The 14,640-nt window shown below is 66.1% G+C and carries 16 protein-coding genes; 13 read left to right on the top strand and 3 right to left on the bottom strand.

Going from position 1 to position 14,640, the window contains the following annotated elements; translation table 11 throughout:
• Positions 1-126 precede the first annotated feature (126 nt).
• On the bottom strand, positions 127-1,572 hold the full coding sequence (locus ACODTJ_RS17055; RefSeq protein ID WP_454657647.1) for a cation diffusion facilitator family transporter: 1,446 nt from the start codon (positions 1,570-1,572) through the stop codon (positions 127-129).
• A gap of 104 nt (positions 1,573-1,676) precedes the next feature.
• On the opposite strand from ACODTJ_RS17055, the gene ACODTJ_RS17050 reads away from it, so the two are divergent.
• The 6 genes from ACODTJ_RS17050 to ACODTJ_RS17025 all read left to right on the top strand — a co-directional run bounded on the left by ACODTJ_RS17050 (position 1,677) and on the right by ACODTJ_RS17025 (position 6,429).
• A complete protein-coding gene (locus tag ACODTJ_RS17050) occupies positions 1,677-2,126 on the top strand; it encodes a VOC family protein (protein ID WP_454657646.1) in 450 nt (149 codons plus the stop codon).
• A gap of 4 nt (positions 2,127-2,130) precedes the next feature.
• Positions 2,131-3,027 carry a PfkB family carbohydrate kinase gene (locus ACODTJ_RS17045; RefSeq protein WP_454657645.1) on the top strand — a complete coding sequence of 299 codons (897 nt, stop codon included), beginning with the start codon at positions 2,131-2,133 and terminating at the stop codon, positions 3,025-3,027.
• A 107-nt stretch (positions 3,028-3,134) separates the two neighbouring features.
• A complete protein-coding gene (locus ACODTJ_RS17040; protein ID WP_454657644.1) occupies positions 3,135-3,458 on the top strand; it encodes a hypothetical protein in 324 nt (107 codons plus the stop codon).
• 182 nt (positions 3,459-3,640) lie between these two features.
• Positions 3,641-4,528 (top strand): DUF1003 domain-containing protein, encoded by an 888-nt coding sequence (locus tag ACODTJ_RS17035; protein ID WP_454657643.1) that lies wholly within the window; start codon positions 3,641-3,643, stop codon positions 4,526-4,528.
• A gap of 73 nt (positions 4,529-4,601) precedes the next feature.
• Positions 4,602-5,630, top strand: a complete 1,029-nt coding sequence (locus ACODTJ_RS17030) for an ABC transporter substrate-binding protein (RefSeq protein ID WP_454657642.1) — start codon at positions 4,602-4,604, stop codon at positions 5,628-5,630.
• A gap of 109 nt (positions 5,631-5,739) precedes the next feature.
• Positions 5,740-6,429, top strand: a complete 690-nt coding sequence (locus ACODTJ_RS17025; protein WP_454657641.1) for an urease accessory protein UreE — start codon at positions 5,740-5,742, stop codon at positions 6,427-6,429.
• A 57-nt stretch (positions 6,430-6,486) separates the two neighbouring features.
• On the opposite strand, the gene uxuA is transcribed toward ACODTJ_RS17025, so the two are convergent.
• Together uxuA and ACODTJ_RS17015 are read right to left on the bottom strand one after the other, a co-directional pair.
• The gene (gene uxuA, locus ACODTJ_RS17020) at positions 6,487-7,683 is read right to left on the bottom strand and encodes a mannonate dehydratase (protein WP_454657640.1); all 1,197 of its coding nucleotides are present in this window, start codon (positions 7,681-7,683) and stop codon (positions 6,487-6,489) included.
• Between the two features lie 45 nt (positions 7,684-7,728).
• On the bottom strand, positions 7,729-8,655 hold the full coding sequence (locus tag ACODTJ_RS17015; RefSeq protein WP_454657639.1) for a GntR family transcriptional regulator: 927 nt from the start codon (positions 8,653-8,655) through the stop codon (positions 7,729-7,731).
• On the opposite strand from ACODTJ_RS17015, the gene ACODTJ_RS17010 reads away from it, so the two are divergent.
• The 7 genes from ACODTJ_RS17010 (at position 8,587) to ACODTJ_RS16980 (ending at position 14,624) form a co-directional block, all read left to right on the top strand.
• A complete protein-coding gene (locus ACODTJ_RS17010) occupies positions 8,587-9,777 on the top strand; it encodes an extracellular solute-binding protein (protein WP_454657638.1) in 1,191 nt (396 codons plus the stop codon). The genes ACODTJ_RS17015 and ACODTJ_RS17010 overlap by 69 nt on opposite strands.
• Before the next feature lie 91 nt (positions 9,778-9,868).
• On the top strand, positions 9,869-10,936 hold the full coding sequence (locus ACODTJ_RS17005) for an ABC transporter ATP-binding protein (RefSeq protein WP_454659018.1): 1,068 nt from the start codon (positions 9,869-9,871) through the stop codon (positions 10,934-10,936).
• Positions 10,933-11,823, top strand: a complete 891-nt coding sequence (locus ACODTJ_RS17000; RefSeq protein WP_454657637.1) for an ABC transporter permease — start codon at positions 10,933-10,935, stop codon at positions 11,821-11,823. The genes ACODTJ_RS17005 and ACODTJ_RS17000 overlap by 4 nt, the downstream gene beginning before the upstream one ends.
• 4 nt (positions 11,824-11,827) lie before the next feature.
• Positions 11,828-12,658 carry an ABC transporter permease gene (locus ACODTJ_RS16995; protein WP_454657636.1) on the top strand — a complete coding sequence of 277 codons (831 nt, stop codon included), beginning with the start codon at positions 11,828-11,830 and terminating at the stop codon, positions 12,656-12,658.
• A 52-nt stretch (positions 12,659-12,710) separates the two neighbouring features.
• Positions 12,711-13,709, top strand: coding sequence for a tRNA dihydrouridine(20/20a) synthase DusA (dusA, locus tag ACODTJ_RS16990; RefSeq protein ID WP_454657635.1), 999 nt, complete (start codon positions 12,711-12,713; stop codon positions 13,707-13,709).
• Positions 13,710-13,773: 64 nt separating this feature from the next.
• Positions 13,774-14,118, top strand: coding sequence for an ArsR/SmtB family transcription factor (locus ACODTJ_RS16985; protein ID WP_488849502.1), 345 nt, complete (start codon positions 13,774-13,776; stop codon positions 14,116-14,118).
• An 83-nt stretch (positions 14,119-14,201) separates the two neighbouring features.
• Entirely contained in the window at positions 14,202-14,624 is a 423-nt protein-coding gene (locus ACODTJ_RS16980) for an SRPBCC family protein (RefSeq protein ID WP_454657633.1), read from the top strand.
• Positions 14,625-14,640: the final 16 nt, after the last annotated feature.

The following is a 14,640-nucleotide window of genomic DNA, read 5'->3' as shown; positions in this document are numbered from 1 at the left end:
ATCTTGGGAGGGAAACACCCGTCATTCCGGGCTTGACCCGGAATCCATTGAAGAGCGCATTGCCCTGCGATGGATTCCGGATCGGCGCCGCTGGCGCGGCTTGTCCGGAATGACGCGGGTGGAGCGTTACGACGCGGTCGGAACCGCCGGCTCCGCATGGCTCACCAGCCGGCAGACCTGCGGCCGTGCGAGGCGCACCGCGCGCTCGATCGCGTCGACGGCGTCGTGTACGGCGGCAACATTGAGCGTGGGGTCGACGCGGCAATGGTAATTGACCACCAGCCCCTTGGCGGTCTGGCGCACACGCACGCTGTGGATGTCGTGGATCGGTCCGGAAACCTTCGCGGCCTCGCCCGCAAGCGCCTTGCCGATGTCCTCGACGGTTTCCCAGGCGGCGTTGTGGCCGGAGGGCTGGCCGGTCTCCATCGGCTCGATATGGGTCTCGACTTCGGTCTCGCCCCCGAATTCCGCCCGGATCGCGCTTTCCAGCCGGGTCGCGATCTCATGCGCCTCGCCGAGCGGCAGGCCCTGGTCGACCTCCATGTCGAGGCTGACCGAGAGCTTGTCGCCGATCGAGTGCACGGTGACGTGATGCACCGGGATCTTCAGCTTGAGCGCGATCAGCAGCACGCGCTCCAGCGCGGTCTCGTCGTCGACCTGCACGGGGTCGGCCGTGATCGTGATCTCGGCGCCGTGCTCGGCCTTGAGCAAGGCCTCGCCAAGCTGGGCCTTGATCGCGACGACGCGGTCGAGCGGCAGGGTGCGCGAGACGCTGATGCCGATCTCGCCATGGACGCGTCCTCCGGCCGGGCGAACCCGCAGCCAGTTGACGCCGACGACGCCGGGCACGCCGCGTGCGACCTCACGAAGTTTTTCGCTGACGCCTTCGGGCGCGGTGTCCATCAGCGTGTCGAGTACGCGCCGGGCAAGTCGGTAGGCCGAGAAGGCGGTATAGGCCGCAATCGCGAAGGCGGCGGCGGTGTCGGCCCGCTCGAAGCCGTACCAGACACCGATCAGGCCGATAAGGACCAGCGTCGAGCCGACGAAATCCGCCGAGAAATGCGTGGCTTCGCCGGCAAGCGCCTCGCTGCCGGTTTCCTTGGCGACCTTGGTCAGCGAACGCCAGCGGATGGCGTCGACGATCATCGACAGCACGAGCACGCCGATGACGAGCGGCGTCACCTCGACATGCGCGATGACATTGGTCCAGAGCCGGTTGCCGGCCTCCCAGAGGATCGCACCGGCGAGCGTGAACAGGATCGCGGTCTCGACCAGCGCGGCCAGCGCCTCGACCTTGCCGTGGCCGTAATGATGCTCGTCGTCGGCCGGCTTGTCGGAGGCGCGGACCGCGAACCAGGTGAACAGCGTCGAGCCGACATCGACCAGCCCCTGCAGGGCATCGGTCAGCAGGGCGAGCGAGCCGGAGATGATGGCGCCGACGATCTTGGCCGCCGTCAGCAGGATCGTCGCCATCACCGAGATGATCGCGGCGCGCTGCTTGATCTGGGCGATCTGGGCGGGCGTAGCGCGCACGGCCGGTGCCGTTGCCGGCCCGTCTTGCGTTGTCGTCATGGCGCGTCCTGTTCAGATGGCTTGGCGAGGTGGTCTGGAGTGCCGATGCTCTTGCCTGATTTAGGAAACGGATCAACCCTGCCGCCCCACAACGAGGAAGACCGATGCGATATCTCCACACCATGGTGCGCGTGACCAATCTGGATCAGGCGCTGGATTTCTACGTTACCAAGTTCGGGCTGGTCGAAACCCGCCGCATCGAGAACGAGAAGGGCCGCTTCACGCTGGTCTTCCTCGCGGCTTCAGACGATCTGGCGGGAGCGAAGGCCGGTGCTTCGCGCGGCAGCCCGACGCTGGAACTGACCTATAATTGGGACCCGGAGAACTACACCGGCGGCCGCAATTTTGGCCATCTCGCCTATGAGGTCGATGACATCTACGCGACCTGCGACAAGCTGATGAAGGCTGGCGTCACCATCAACCGCCCGCCGCGCGATGGCAACATGGCCTTCATCCGCTCGCCCGACAACATCTCGATCGAACTGCTCCAGAAGGGCGAGCCGAAGCCGCCGGCCGAGCCGTGGGCGAGCATGCCGAACACCGGGAGCTGGTAAGGCCTTGGCCGGCGTCTTCTGCCTGGGAATCGCGACGCTGGACTATGTCTACAGCGTCGAGACCATGCCGACCCGCGGCGAGAAATACCGCTCGCGCGGGCTCGCTGTCGTCGGCGGCGGTTGCGCCGGCAATGCCTCGGTCGCGATCGCCCGCCTCGGCGGCGCATGCTGGCTGGCGACGCGCCTCGCCGATGACCTGACCGGCGATCAGATCGTCGCCGATCTCGAATCGGAAGGGGTCGATACGGCCTTCGCGCGCCGCGTCGCAGGGCTGAGCTCGCCGGTTTCGGCCGTCATCGTCGATGCCGAAGGCGAGCGCATGGTGATCTCGCATTCCGACCCTGCCATGCCGGAGGATGTCGCCTGGCTGCCCCGGAACCTTCCCGAGGGCGTAGGAGCGGTGCTCGCCGATACGCGCTGGGGGGAGGGGGCGCTTGCCGCCCTGAAGCTCGCCCGCGCAGCCAGCGTGCCCGGCGTGCTCGACGGCGACCGCAGGCCGCCGCATCCCGATCTGGTAGGCACGGCGAGCCATGTCGCCTTCAGCCAGCAGGCCCTGCGCGAGATCTCGGGCGAGGAGGATCCGCGTGCCGGCCTTGCCAAGGTTGCGGCCGGCGTCCCGACGTGGCTTGCGGTCACGCTCGGCAAGGACGGCGTGCTCTTCGTCGAGGACGGGGAGGTCCGGCACAGCCCGGCTTTCGTCGTCGAGACGGTGGATACGCTGGGCGCCGGCGATGTCTGGCACGGCGCCTTCGCGCTCGCATTGGCCGAGGGGCAGGCCGAACCGGCGGCGATCCACTTCGCCTCGGCGGCGGCGGCGATCAAATGCACCCGCTTCGGCGGCCGCAGCGGTGCGCCAAAGCGTGACGAGGTCGAGCGCTTCCTGGCGCAGGCCGCCTGCTAGCAGACGCGACGGCCTTCTCCTCTCCAGCGTCGTGCAGTCGTCACGCGCGTCGGGCATCTGACCCGGCGCGCGCTGCCGCGCATCGGTTAAGCTCAGGAGAGAGCATCATGCTGGCGATCCAGGGTCTGAAATGCATCTACGACACCACGGGGAAGGGTTGGTCGATCGAGCTCGTTCTCCGGGCCGATGGCGAGGAGGCTGTGCGCCGCTTCGACGTCGACGGGGCCGATGATGCCGAATTGCTGATCGAGGCCTTCGAGGATTCCTCGGCCAGCGCCTTCGATCCGGAAACCGGCGAGATCGTCTTCGGCTACGAGTATCTCGACCTCGACGAAGAGGACGACGAAGACGAAGAGGATGAGGCTGAGGAGTCCGAAGAGGATGACGAGGATTCCGACGCATCGGACAAGGACGGCAAGCCGAAAGGCTGAGGCCTCGCCTGAACGGCCGGCCTGCGGCCCCGCGACGACCATGAGCCCGGAGAGGCAGCTGCCTCGCCGGGCGATCTCGTTTCGGTGGAGGCTGCCATAGGCACGGCTTTTTCAGGTGCTGGTATCAGTCGCGGGATCAGGTGCAATCTGCGGAAGGCACGGCACGCGATGACGGGCGGGGAATGACACAGGAACAGGATGAAGATCGGGTCGCGGGGACGGCGTCGGCCTCTCTCGCGACCCTTGCCGATCCGGCGAGCGCCGCCGTCGCGGCCAGCAAGAAGCGCGGCATCTGCGCCATCAGCGGGCAGGAGACGGCTCGAAAGAACCTCGTCGAGGTCGGCACGCTGCGCCCCGCGCTGGCCGACCATATCCGCAGTGATTTCCCGGATATGCCCGATCACGCGCTGATCAGCCTGAAGGAGCTGGCGCGCTACCGCACCCGCTATGTCGAGGAAATCCTGCGCGAGGAGCACGGCGAATATTCCGACCTCGACCGCGAGGTCGCCGAAAGCATTGCCCGGCAGGAGACCATCGCCGAGAATACCGAGGATGATTTCGAGGAGCACCGCACGCTGGGCGAGCGCTTTTCCGACAATCTCGCGAGCTTCGGCGGCTCCTGGGCCTTCCTGATCAGCTTCGGTGTCGTGCTGGTGGTCTGGATGGCGATCAACGCCCTGATGGGCGAGCTGAAGGCCTTCGATCCCTATCCCTTCATCTTGCTCAACCTCGTGCTGTCCTGCATCGCGGCGGTGCAGGCGCCGATCATCATGATGAGTCAGAAGCGGCAGGAATCGAAGGACCGCCTGCGCTCGCTCAACGACTACCAGGTCAACCTGAAGGCCGAACTCGAAATCCGCCACCTGCACGAGAAGATGGACCATCTCGTCACCCGGCAATGGCAGCGTCTCGCAGAGATCCAGCAGGTCCAGTTGGAGATGCTGCAGGAGGCGCAATTGCCGAAGGCGCGGGCGAAGCGGCGCAAGAAGCCCGTTGCCAAGAAGAAACGCGCGAAGCCGGTCGAGGCGGTGGCCGCTCCCGCGCCCGACAAGCCGGAAGGTGAGGCCTAGCCGCCCTTCGCTTGACTCCCCAACCTCCCATCGGTCTTTTCGTCGGCAAACGAATCCGATCGGGAGGATCATCATGGTTGCTTCGCGTCTTGCGCCCGTTGGCGCGCTGTTTGCCGGCCTGGCTTTCACGGCTCCGGCCTTCGCCCAGGGCCAGGTCACCGTCTATTGCTCGATCCTCGAGGAGCAGTGCCGCGAAGGCGCGGCGATGTTCGAGAAGGCGACCGGCATCAAGGTCGCGATGGTCCGCAAGAGCACCGGCGAGGTCTATGCGCAGGTCAAGGCCGAGGCGAGCAATCCGCGCGGCGACGTCTGGTGGGGCGGGCCGGGCGAGCCGCATCTCCAGGCGGCCGACGAAGGCCTGCTCGACGAGTACAAGTCGCCGAAGCTGCCGGAATTGCATGACTGGGCGCAGCGCCATGCCGAGCAGTCGAAGTTCCGCACCAACGGCATTTATCTCGGCGCGCTCGGCGTCGGCTACAATACCGAGGTCCTGAAGAAGAAGGGCATCGCTGCGCCGAAATGCTGGGCGGACCTGCTCGATCCCAAGCTGCGCGACGAGGTTCAGATCGCCGATCCCAGCTCGTCCGGAACGGCCTATGTCTTCCTGGCGACCACGGTGCAGCGCCTCGGCGAGGAGAAGGGCTTCGAGTATCTCAAGGCCCTGCACAAGAACATCAGCCAGTACACCAAGTCCGGCATCGCTCCCGTCAAGGCGGCGGCGCTCGGCGAGACGGCGGTCGGCATCGCCTTCATCCACGACATGCTGACACAGAAGCTGCAGGGCGCGCCGATCGAGACGGTCGCTCCCTGCGAGGGCACGGGCTACGAGACCGGCTCGGTCTCGATCATCAAGGGCGGCAAGAACCCTGAGGCTGCGCGCAAGTTCGTCGATTTCACGCTCTCGCCCGATGCCCAGAACATCAATGCGAAGCTGAAGATCAACTCGATCCCGTCCAACAAGAATTCGCTGCTCTCGCCGGACGCGCCGAAATTCTCCGAGATGAAGCTGATCGACTACGACACACCGCGCTGGGGCTCGCCGGCCGAGCGCTCGCGCCTGCTCAAGAAGTTCGACACCGAGGTCAAGGCGCTGCCGCGCTGAGGCCCCTGTGACATCCAAGCTTGGTAGCACGGCCGCCGGTTTGTGCTACTAAGCTGCGATCCGGGTTCGGGCGCGTGGCGTCCGGCCTCAAGTCATGGGATCGCCGCCGATGCTTCGCGCCACCTCCGTTCTTCGCAAGGCCGCCGTCAAGGCCGAGCGCGTCGTCGATACGCTGCCGCTGGGCCACCGCGACCGCACGATCAATGGCGTGAGCGTACGAGCGACGGGCGGGCTGGAATTCGCGATCGCGCTCGACAAGCCGGCGGCGCTGAACGATGGCGACGCGCTGAAGCTGGAAGACGGCACGCTGGTCCAGATCAAGGCCGCGCCGGAAAGCCTGCTGGAGATCCGCGCCGAGAACCCGTTGCGGCTGGTGCGCCTCGCCTGGCATCTCGGCGGCCATCATGTCCCGGCCGAGATGACGGCTGACGCCCTCTACGTTCCGAACGATGCGGCGCTCGGTGAATTGGTGCGCGGGCAGGGCTGTTCGATGACGGTGGTCGAGCGTCCGTTCCAGCCGGAGGCGGAAGTCCATCACCACGCTCATGGCGACGATTGCGGCTGCGGGCACGATCATCACCATGGTCACGACCATCACGGTCATCATCACGGCCATGGGCATGACCACGTGCAGCACAGCCACGATCATACGCATGACCACAAGCACGAGCACGAGCACGCCCATGGCGACGGCTGTGGCTGCGGTCATGACCGCGACCATCACGGGCACGGCCACCACGATCATGGTCACGGCCATGGCGCCGCGCATGGCCACAAGGGCCATTCCCACGATCATTGATCTCGCAATAGCTGCGACTAATTGCGAAAGGCGGGCTTTTGGCCCGCCTTTCGTGTTTCAGGCCGCGTAGCCCTTGACCTGCGCCAGCGCGGTCATCACGCCGCGGAGTTCCGCGAGGCCGCGCAGGCGCCCGACGGCGGGATAGCCCGGGAAGCCGCCCTTGCCGATATCGTCGAGCAGTTCGTGGCCATGGTCCGGCCGCATCGGGATCTGCCAGTGCGGGTGACCGGCAGCCTTCCGGCGCTGCTCCTCGGCCATCAGCACGTCGACCAGCGTGACCATGTCGGTGTCGCCGCCGAGATGCTCGGCCTCCATGAAGGAGCCGTCCGGGTCCTTGGCGACGTTGCGCAGATGCGCGAACCAGATCTTGTCTGCGAAGCGCCGCGCAATCTGCGGCACGTCGTTCTTCGGATTGGCGCCGAGCGAGCCCGAGCAAAGGGTCAGCCCGTTCGAGGGCGAATCGACCGAGCCGAGGATGAAGGCGATGTCGTCCTCGGTCGAGCAGATCCGTGGCAGGCCGAAGAGCGAGCGCGGCGGGTCGTCTGGATGGATGCACATGCGGATGCCGACCTCCTCGGCGGTCGGGATGATCTCTTCGAGGAAGCGCTTCAGGTTGGCGCGCAGCTTGTCATGGGTCATGCCGGCATAGCGCTCGAGGATGCGGGCGAGGCCGGGCAGGTCATAGCGGTCGAAGGCGCCGGGCAGGCCGGCCATCACGCTGGAGAGCAGCCGGTCGCGGTCGGCCTGCGAAGACCTGTCGAACCAGGCCCTGGCCTTGTCCATCACCTCGGCCGAATGTCCTTCGTCGGCTCCCTTCCGCTTCAGCATGAAATGGTCGAGCGCGACATATTCGTGCAGGTTGAAGCGAAGCGCCGTGCCACCGCCTGGCAATTTGTGGGCGAGCTCGGTGCGGGTCCAGTCCAGCACCGGCATGAAATTATAGCAGATGACCTCAATGCCGCAGGCGGCGAGGTTGCGCATCGACTGGCGATAGTTCTCGAAGATGGTTTCGAGGTCGCCGTTGCCGATCTTGACGCTCTCATGGATCGGCAGGCTCTCGACCACGCTCCAGCGGAGTCCGAGGCTCTTGTCGGAACGGATCATCGCCCGGCGCTTCTCGATCTCCTCGAGGCTCCAGACCACGCCATAGGGGATCTGGTGCAGCGCGTTGACGATGCCGGTCGCGCCGGCTTGCCGGGCCTGCGCCAGAGTCACGACATCGTCCGGCCCGAACCAGCGCCAGCATTGTTCCATGATATGATATCCTTGTGAGAAAGGTCGCTGTGCGGCAGGCGGGAGTCAGGAGGCGTCGTGGGCGAGGCGGGAATCGTCGAAGGCGTCCGCGTGGTCCTTCGCGATCGTGTCGATCGTCGCGAACACCGTGCGCAGATGCGCGCGCATCGCGGCCTCCGCGCCTTTGGCGTCATGCTTCATGACGCAGGCCGCGATGATCCGGTGCTCGTTCAGGATCACCTCGGACCAGGACGGCGTTTCCAGTGACAGGCAGCGCACCCGGTCCATCTGGGCCTTCACGCCCTCGATCATGCTCCAGACGGCGCGGTGCCCGGCGATGCGGGAAATCTCGGCATGGAACACCTCGTCGAGGCGGAAGATTTCGGAGCGCTCTCCCCGTCGCACAGCCTCCGCCTGCTCCTCGATCTGCGCCGCGAGCCGGCGGCAATCGGCATCGCTGATGCGCTGTGCGGCCAGCACGACCGTGCGGCATTCCAGCGTCTCGCGGATGAATTGGCTGTCTCGGACGGCGGCGAGGTCGATCGGCGCGACGAAGGTGCCGACCTGCGGCACGGCGACGAGGAAGCCCTCGTCGACCAGTCGCTTGAACGCTTCGCGCACCGGCGTGCGGCTGACGCCGAAGCGCAGCGCCATTCGCGCCTCCGACATGGCTTCGCGCGGTTTCAGTGCGCCGCTGATCACGTCGGCGCGCAGAACGCTGTAGATTTGGTCCGTGCTGTGACGGGTTGCAGGGTGGGCCATTGCCAAGCTCTCGACGACTAGTATACTAGGATACTGATCAACCGGGGGCTGCGTCAACTTGGCCGGTTTCCGGGGCGAGGGGCAGGGGGCCGGATCGGAGCGGTCGGGCCAGCGCAACATAATAAAGCTCGTAAGCGGGCATCCACATCTGGAGGAGAGATCATGGCTCACGACAGCATCAATCGGCGTCATTTCATCGGCGGCGTCGCCGGTCTCGGCGTCGCAGCGCATGCGCCCGGCGTCTTCGCGCAGCAGCTCAAGCTGCCGGCCTCGCCGCTGACGATCAGCATCATCGACGTCGGCGGGGCGCTTGCCCTGGTCCAGACTCCGCTGGAGAACTACCCGAAGGCCAATCCCAAGGCCGTCTCGCGCATGGTCTTCACCAAGGCCCCGGCGCCTGAGCTGCCGGCCAAGATCAAGGCCCAGCAGAGCGCCGGCCGCCTCGATATCGACATGGTCATCGGCGGCCTGGACGTGCTGTCGGCCGGCATCGACCAGAAGCTCTGGGTCGATCTGCTGCCGCGCCTGCAGGCCGAACTGCCGAAGCCGGAGGATATCTACCTCAAGCCAGCGCTCGCCATGCATAATCTCGGGCAGGGCCAGGCCATGGCGATGGTCTATTACCCCTCCGGCCCGCTGCTCGAATACATGCCGGACCGCGTCAAGCAGGTGCCGACCACGGCCGAGGAATTGCTGGCCTGGACCAAGCAGAACAAGAACCGCTTCTTCTACGGCCGCCCGGCCAATTCCGGCCCCGGCCGCACCTGGATCATGGGCTTGCCCTATCTCCTCGGCGACAAGGACCCGAAGGACCCCGAGAAGGGCTGGGACAAGACCTGGGCCTATCTCAAGGAGCTCGGCGAGAACATCGAATACTATCCGGGTGGTACCGGCCAGACGATGAAGGAGCTCGGCGACGGCTCGCGCGACATCATCGTCTCGACGACGGGCTGGGACATCAACCCGCGCGTGCTCGGCATCGTGCCGAAGGAGGCGAAGGTCCAGGCGCTCAAGGGGTTCCACTGGGTCACCGACGCTCAGTACATGATGATCCCGAAGGGCGTGTCCGACGAGAAGCTCAATGTGCTGCTCGACCTGATCCGCCACATGCTGACGCCTGCTCAGCAGGCCTACACCTATGACGAGGGCTATTTCTACCCGGGCCCGGCCGTGAAGGATGTGCCGCTCTCGATGGCTCCGGCCTCCAGCCAGAAGGCGATCGCCGAATTCGGCCGCCCCGAATACGAGAAGCTCATCGCCGACAACCCGATGGAAACCCCGCTCAACCCCGACAAGATGGTGATCGCCTTCCGCATCTGGGACGAGCAGGTCGGCGGCGCCAAGAAGAAGTAACTGCGATTGCAGCGGCGGGCCTTGGCTTGGTCCGAGGCCCGTCGCCTGCTGTTCCGATCCCGTTTCTCAGATTCATCCGGAAGCCATGACCATCAACGCAGCCTCGTTCCGCGAGCTTCGGCTCGACCGTCTGAGCCGTGACTTCGGCACCCATAACGCGCTCAAGGACGTCTCGCTGACGATCGGCAAGGGCGAGTTCATCGCGCTGCTCGGTCCGTCCGGCTGCGGCAAGTCGACGACGCTGAACCTGATCGCGGGGCTGCTACCGGCGACCGGCGGGGGCATCTGGCTCGACGACAAGCGCATCGATCCGCTGCGGCCGGAAGAACGCGGCTTCGGCATGGTCTTCCAGAGCTACGCGCTCTTCCCGCATATGAATGTGAACAAGAATATCGGCTTCGGCCTGAAGATGCGCGGCCTGCCGCGCGCCGAGATCGACAAGCGCGTCGCCGAGGCCGCCGCGCTGGTGCGCCTGCAGGGCCAGACCGAGAAACTGCCGGGCCAGCTCTCCGGCGGCCAGCAGCAGCGCGTCGCCATCGCGCGGGCCATCGTCGTCGAGCCGCCGCTGGTGCTGATGGACGAGCCGCTCTCTAACCTCGACGCCAAGCTGCGTCTCGAGATGCGCGCCGAGATCCGCCGCATCCACAATACGCTCGGCGCCACCACGATCTACGTCACCCACGACCAGGAGGAGGCGCTCTCGCTCGCCGACCGCATCGTGGTGCTGCGTGACGGCCAGGTCCGCCAGGTCGGCACGCCGGAAGACCTGTTCATGCGGCCGGACCATCTCGACGTCGCCGAGTTCATGGGCTTCCGCAACAAGGTGAAGGGCAAGGTCGCCTCCGTCGGCGACGGCAAGGCGGCTGTCACGGTCGGCGATGCGCAGCTCTCCGGCCGTGCGCGAGCCGCGCTGTCCGCCGGCACTGAGGGCTATCTGGCGATCCGCCCGGAGGACCTGCATCCGGTCGCTGCCGGCCAGTCCGGCCTCAAGGCGCAGGTGGTCTCGACCGAGTTCCGCGGCCGCGAATTCGTCGGCTTCGCCCGCATGGCTGACGGAACCGACCTCTCCTTCCTCGCCCATGACAAGCTGTCGCCCGGCGAGGCCGTTACGCTCGCCGCCGATCCCGACCGCGTCCTCGTCTATGGAGCGGCGGCGTGAGCACCGACACCTCCACCATCCCGCTGAAGCAGCGGCTGGCGGCACGCGGGCTCGACGGGCTGACGCTGCTCGTCCTGCCGGCGGTGCTGTTCCTGCTGGCGCTGTTCATCTACCCGTTCTTCTACGGGCTCTTCCTCTCGTTCGAGCCGAAGCAGGGCGGCATCTTCGCCAATTACCAGCGCTTCTTCTCGGATCGCTTCCTCTACGGGACGATCGCGACGACGCTCTGGCTCGCGCTGCCGGTCACCATCGCGACGCTTCTGCTGGCGATCCCGATCGCCTTCCGCGTCCGGCTGATGAAGAACCAGCGCCTGCTGACCACGATTCTGGTCATTCCGATCACGCTCGGCACCGTTCTCGTCGCCGAGGGCCTCTTGAACTATCTCGGGCCGCAGGGCTGGTTCAACCGCGTGCTGATGACCTTCGGCATCATCTCCTCGCCGGTGAAGCTGCTGCACAATTACTGGGGCGTGATGCTCTCGCTGGTCATCACCGGCTTCCCCTTCACCTTCCTTTTGACGCTGTCCTATCTCTCCGGCATCGATCCGGCGCTGGAGCAGGCGGGCGCGACGCTGGGGGCGGGGCCTTGGGACCGCTTCAAGCACATCCTGTTCCCGCTCTTGCTGCCGGGGCTCGCGATCACCTTCTGCCTGAGCTTCGTGCAGGCCTTCTCGGTCTTCCCCTCGGCGGTGCTGCTCGGCGCGCCCTCGGGGCCGACCCGGGTGATCTCGATCGCGGCCTATCAGGCGGCCTTCGAGGAATACGACTACTCCATGGCTTCGGCCGTCGCGATGATCATGGGCGTGGTTCAGCTCACCATCGTCGTCGTGGTGCTGGCCGCGCGTGGCTTGCTGTATCGCGGCCCTGCCGGCGGCGGAAAGGGCTGATCCGATGGTGAAAGACACCCGTCTCTCGACGAAGCTCTGGGCGGCCGCCAACTGGACGCTGATCGGCTTCTTCGTCGTCAACCTGTTCGCGATGATCGCGACTGTGGTGACCTCGTCCTTCTCGACGCGCTGGCTCGGTACCTGGCTGCCGGCCGGCTGGACGACGCGCTGGTATTCGGCCGCCTGGTCGGAATTCCAGCTCTATGACGTGCTCTCCGTCACCTTCCAGATCGTCTTCCTGGTGGTGGCGCTCTCCGGTCTGATCGGCGTGCCGGCAGCCTATGCGCTGGCCCGTCGCGACTTCCCGGGCAAGAAGCTCGTCATGCTGCTCTTCCTGCTGCCGCTCCTGGTACCGCCGATCACCTTCGGCATCCCGCTGGCGACGGTGCTCTACCAGACCGGTTTCGCCGGCCAGATGTCGGGCGTCGTGCTCGCCAATCTCGTGCCGACCGTGCCCTTCGTCATCCTGGTGATGATCCCGTTCATCGAGCAGATCGACACCAAGATCGAGGCGGCGGCGCGCGTCTTCGGCGCCAACACCTTCAAGCTCTTCGTACATGTGCTGCTGCCGCTGCTCATGCCCGGCATCCTCGCGGCGCTGCTGCTGGTGCTGGTCAGGACGCTCGCCATGTTCGAGCTGACCTTCCTCACGGCTGGCCCGACCAGCCAGACGCTGGTCGTCGCACTCTACTACGCGGTCTTCGCTGCTGGTGTCCGCGCGGTGCAGTCGATCGACGCCATGGCGGTGATCTACATGGTCACGACCCTGATCTGGCTCGTGATCGCCTTGCGCTTCGTCAACCCGACGCAGATCGTCGCCCGCGCCAAGAAGTGAGAGACGCGGCTCGGGCGTGCAAAACCGGGCCGAATGCTATACGGGAGCGGCCATGACCTTGCCGCTTCCGAATATGCGCTTCTCCGTGGCGCCGATGATGGATTGGACGGACCGGCATTGCCGGGTCATCCACCGCCTCATGTCGCGCCATGCGCTGCTCTATACCGAGATGGTGACGGCGCAGGCGGTGATCCGCGGCGACCGCGAGCGATTGATCGGTTTCGACGCGGTCGAGCATCCGGTTGCGCTCCAGCTTGGCGGCAATGACCCCAGGCTGCTGGCGGAAGCCGCGAAGATCGGCGCCGACTTCGGCTATGACGAGATCAACCTGAACTGCGGCTGCCCCTCGGACCGGGTGCAGGGCGGGGCATTCGGCGCCTGCCTGATGCGCGAGCCAGCACTGGTCGGTGATTGCGTCGCGGCGATGAAGGCGGCGGTCTCGATCCCCGTCACGGTGAAATGCCGCATCGGCGTCGACGATCAGGACCCTGAAAGCGCGCTTGATGCATTGACCGCTTCGGTGCGCGCGGCCGGCGTCGATGCCCTCATCGTCCATGCCCGCAAGGCCTGGCTGCAGGGGCTGTCGCCCAAGGAGAACCGCGAGATTCCGCCGCTCGATTACGAGCGCGCCTATCGCCTGAAGGCGGCCAATCCGGACCTGCCGATCGCGATCAACGGCGGCATCAAGGCCCCGTCCGAATGGCAGGGGCATCTGGAGAAGCTCGACGGCGTGATGATCGGCCGCGAGGCCTATCAGAACCCCGAAATCCTGCTTAAGGCCGATCCGCTGCTCTTCGGGCAGGAGGCGCCGGTGACGGAGGCTTTCGCCATGCTGGAGGCGCTGGAGCCGCACATCGCTGCGCATATCGAGCGGGGCGGGCGCGTGCATGCCTTCACCCGCCATCTCGTCGGGCTCTTTCCGGGCCGCCCCGGCGCGCGCATGTTCCGCCGCCATCTTGCCGAGCGCTGCGTCGGCGCCGAGGCCACGCTGGAAGACCTGCGCGCCGCCATTGCCCATGTGTCGCGCCACGAGGCTGCTGCTGCGGCCTGAGCCAGCCAGCACGTCCGAAAGCCCGACTTGACACGCGGTGTCTTGGTTGCTTACACTTAACTTAATGGTTAAGTTTAAGGACGCGCAGCTCGATCGAACCTTCTCCGCCCTGGCGGATCCGACGCGGAGGGCCCTGCTGGCGCGCTTGGAGCGGGAGGACGGGCTGTCGGTCAGCGAGCTGGCGAAGCCGTTTCCGGTCTCGCTCCCGGCCATCATGAAGCATCTCGACGTCCTCTCGGATGCCGGGCTGCTGACGCGGACCAAGGCGGGGCGCACCGTGTCCTGCCACCTGAATGCGGAGCCGATGGAGGAGGCGATGGGCTGGCTGGCGCGCTATCAGCGGTTCTGGACCGAGCGCCTGGATGCGCTGGAAGCGCTGCTCGAAGCGCGGCGCAAGGGTGAAGGCTGAAGAGCCGGGGCAAAAAACGCCAAGAGGCTGAAGAGCCAAGAGGCTAGAGGGCGGGAGAGGGAAGAGGGCATATGCATCAACCGGTGACACCCAGCCTCACGATGAAGCGCCGCCTCAATGCCTCGCCGGCCGAGGTCTACCAGGCCTGGACCGACCCGGACCTGCTCGTCCGCTGGTTCGGCCCGGAGAATGTCGTGGCGCAGGAGGCGGAGATCGATCCGCGCGTCGACGGTGCCTATCGCGTCGTGATGATCGAAAACACTGGCGAGCGCCACGAGGTTCTCGGCCGCTATCTCGAGGTCGTCGAGAACGAGCGCCTCGTCTTCAGCTGGTCCTGGATCACCACGCCCGAGCGGGTTTCGCGCGTTACCGTCACGCTGAAGCCGGATGGCGAGGGCACGATCCTGACGCTCCTGCACGAGAAGCTCGCCGACGATGCCGCCGTCCGCGGCCACACCCATGGCTGGACGGGCACCATGGTCAAGCTCGAGGCCTATTTCGCCTGAGCGAGCGCGCGCCGCG

Source organism: Allobosea sp. FG18 (assembly GCF_057809495.1).
The sequence above is the reverse complement of the archived record's forward strand: the minus strand, read 5'-3'. Positions and strand labels throughout refer to the sequence as shown.

Bases quoted from the DNA above. Each gene is read 5' to 3' on its own strand.
- ACODTJ_RS17055 (WP_454657647.1), bottom strand. From the start codon at position 1,572: ATGACGACAACGCAAGACGGGCCGGCAACGGCACCGGCCGTGCGCGCT.
- ACODTJ_RS17050 (WP_454657646.1), top strand. From the start codon at position 1,677: ATGCGATATCTCCACACCATGGTGCGCGTGACCAATCTGGATCAGGCG.
- ACODTJ_RS17040 (WP_454657644.1), top strand. From the start codon at position 3,135: ATGCTGGCGATCCAGGGTCTGAAATGCATCTACGACACCACGGGGAAG.
- ACODTJ_RS17035 (WP_454657643.1), top strand. From the start codon at position 3,641: ATGACACAGGAACAGGATGAAGATCGGGTCGCGGGGACGGCGTCGGCC.
- ACODTJ_RS17030 (WP_454657642.1), top strand. From the start codon at position 4,602: ATGGTTGCTTCGCGTCTTGCGCCCGTTGGCGCGCTGTTTGCCGGCCTG.
- ACODTJ_RS17025 (WP_454657641.1), top strand. From the start codon at position 5,740: ATGCTTCGCGCCACCTCCGTTCTTCGCAAGGCCGCCGTCAAGGCCGAG.
- uxuA (WP_454657640.1), bottom strand. From the start codon at position 7,683: ATGGAACAATGCTGGCGCTGGTTCGGGCCGGACGATGTCGTGACTCTG.
- ACODTJ_RS17010 (WP_454657638.1), top strand. From the start codon at position 8,587: ATGGCTCACGACAGCATCAATCGGCGTCATTTCATCGGCGGCGTCGCC.
- ACODTJ_RS17015 (WP_454657639.1), bottom strand. From the start codon at position 8,655: ATGCGCTGCGACGCCGAGACCGGCGACGCCGCCGATGAAATGACGCCG.
- ACODTJ_RS16995 (WP_454657636.1), top strand. From the start codon at position 11,828: ATGGTGAAAGACACCCGTCTCTCGACGAAGCTCTGGGCGGCCGCCAAC.
- dusA (WP_454657635.1), top strand. From the start codon at position 12,711: ATGACCTTGCCGCTTCCGAATATGCGCTTCTCCGTGGCGCCGATGATG.
- ACODTJ_RS16985 (WP_488849502.1), top strand. From the start codon at position 13,774: ATGGTTAAGTTTAAGGACGCGCAGCTCGATCGAACCTTCTCCGCCCTG.